The organism is Bifidobacterium sp. POST2/T3 (B1), assembly GCF_058197115.1.
In genome coordinates this window covers 1-2,522 of the sequence record NZ_JBVPQK010000376.1, presented here as the reverse complement: position 1 = coordinate 2,522, position 2,522 = coordinate 1, and the positions used below count along the sequence as shown (strand labels likewise).

The 2,522-nt window shown below is 62.7% G+C and carries 2 protein-coding genes; both read right to left on the bottom strand.

All coding sequences use genetic code 11. The annotated features are described in order from the left end of the window. Positions 1-1,374 (bottom strand): primosomal protein N' family DNA-binding protein (locus AC0AP0_RS11800; RefSeq protein ID WP_490430604.1); only part of this gene is annotated, 1,374 nt, incomplete at its 3' end. 92 nt (positions 1,375-1,466) lie between these two features. Then, positions 1,467-2,522, bottom strand: a 1,056-nt coding sequence (gene metK / locus AC0AP0_RS11795) for a methionine adenosyltransferase (protein WP_490430603.1), incomplete at its 5' end; no start/stop codon positions are given.

Genomic DNA, 2,522 nt, shown 5'->3' with positions numbered 1-2,522 from the left:
ATGATGGCAGCGAGCGCAACTCAGGCTTTCGAATATGCCGTCCTGAGGGATGGACAGCAGAACCGGACCACGCTCCAAGGCTTTGTTTATAACGGCGACGGCGGTATGCGGAACCCGGGCGCCCACGGTCGGGTCGGCCATATGGCTCAGTTCCTCCCGGTTCAGCCAGCGAATCCAAGGAAGCAGGGTCGTCACAGCAGACCGATCAAGCGTCAAGGCGGTGCCTGGACCAGTCACACCAGAGTCCGCCTCGGTGGCCTCGGGCAGACTCTCCCAGTGGGAACGCACGCTTCTGGCACGGGCCATGGCCAGGAAGACACCGCCGTGGGCACGCGCTCGCAATCTCAACACTCCGCGGGCGTTGGCGTATGGCATCATCCCGTCGGCGTACTGGTAACTGGCATCATCCATAAGAGCGAAGAGGGCAGGACCCTCCACCGGCGCGTACATGGCGGCCCGCAGCCCGATGGCGCAACGGACCTGACCGGAAGCCAGAGCAAGATAGGCCCTGTAGCGCTCGGCGGGAGCCATGCCGCTGTCCAGAATGGCGAAATCACCGGACCAGCCGCGTGCCTCCTGTTGGCCCGGACCTGCTGAGACAGAAGGTCCAAAGGGACGCAGTCCCAGCTGCTGGAGAACTGCAGACAGGTGAGCCACCTGACGGGTGCCCGGCAGCACCATAACCGCCGCTCGGCCGGCAAGCAGTGCGCCAATCAATACCCTGGCAGCCAACAGGGCGGCCTGGTCCACGCCAGGCAGAATGTCAGTCAGAAAAGCAGCGAAGGCATCCTCTTCCAGCGACTGATCCAATTTCTCCAGCCCCTGATAGCCCGGATCAAGTCTTTGTTTCAGGTCCTTTTGTCGCTGGGCCAGCCCGGCCACCCAGCTGGGGTCGGATGCCAACCGGGGTTGACCGGGAACCAGCTGCTGCTCCTTGTCGATCCGGGCGACGCGAGGGGGCAGGGCCAGACGCAGAATGTTGGCTTCAGTACCCCCATAGGCTCTGGCGATAGCAGTGATGTCCGCGCGCAAAGAAGGTGAGATCAGGCTGCGATCCAACACCACCCGCTCCAGATAGCGTAAGGATGCGCGGGGAACCTGGCTGTCTGAGACGCGTTCCCAGATGATGCCATTGACCCTGCGCGCCCCGAATCGAACGCGAACCAGACATCCCGGCTGTGCATGATCGGCCTGGTCAGCGTCCACCAGATAATCGAAGGTCCCGCCCAGATGAGTAGCCTGGACATCCAACACCACCCGTGCCACGGGGAGTTCATCGGCTGGTCGGCGCGGGGGCCTCTTTCGACTGCTACTCGTACGACGACGCGGGGCAAGACCATCCAGGGCGGGCTGACTGACGGCCTGCGAATCCATGGCTGATCCTCTCGCTTTCACGATTAAGAGAGCCACGGCGGATTCCCCAGTTGATGACCCGGGAACCCGCCGTGGCTCTTGATGAACAGCTGCTACCTGGTCATGCCGATGGCAGCCTTGAGCTCGCCAACCTTGTCCACCTGCTCCCAGGTGAAGTCGGGGTCCTCCCGGCCGAAGTGCCCGTATGCTGCAGTCTTGGCGTAAATAGGCCTCAACAAATCCAGTTCATCGATGATGGCGGCAGGCCGCAGGTCGAAGACCTTGCGCACGGCCTCCTGGATCTGCTCCCGAGTGACACCCTGCTCGGTGCCGTAGGTCTCAACGTTGACGCTGACCGGATCGGCCACGCCAATGGCATAGGCCACCTGGACCTCGACCTTGTGCGCCAGTCCAGCGGCCACGATATTCTTAGCCACCCAACGCGCTGCGTAGGCAGCGGACCGGTCTACCTTGCTGGGATCCTTGCCGGAGAAGGCACCGCCTCCGTGATGGGCCGCACCACCATAGGTGTCCACGATGATCTTGCGTCCGGTCAGTCCTGCGTCAGCCGCAGGGCCACCTAGAATAAAGGAACCGGTCGGATTGACCAGCACCCGGTAGCCCTGGTGCTCGACGGCCTTGCCGCAGACGCGATCCAGCACGGGCGTAATGACGTGCTCCATCAACTGCTCCTGCAGCCAGTCGCGCCCAACCTCGGGATCGTGCTGGGTGGAGATGAGGACCGTGTCCACCCGACGAGGACGGTCATCCTCATCGTATTCGATGGTGACCTGAGTTTTGCCGTCAGGCCGCAAGTGGGGAATGATCCCCTCCTTGCGCACCTGTGCCAGCCGGAAGGCCAGCTGATGGGCCAGGTATATGGGCAGAGGCATGAGTGTGTCGGTTTCATCGCATGCGTACCCAAACATGACTCCCTGGTCGCCGGCCCCCTGGGACTGGTAACGCTCCTCACGGGTGGCGGCGTTCTCCTGGCTGGCCGACAGCCGCTCCACGCCCTGGTTGATTTCCCTGCTCTGCTCGCTCAGAGCCACGGTCACGCCGCAGGAATCCGCATCCAGACCAATATCTGAGGAGGTGTAGCCGATTCTGCGCAGCACTGACCGGACCTGGGACTGAATGTCCGTGTAGCCTTGGGATGAAACTTCTCC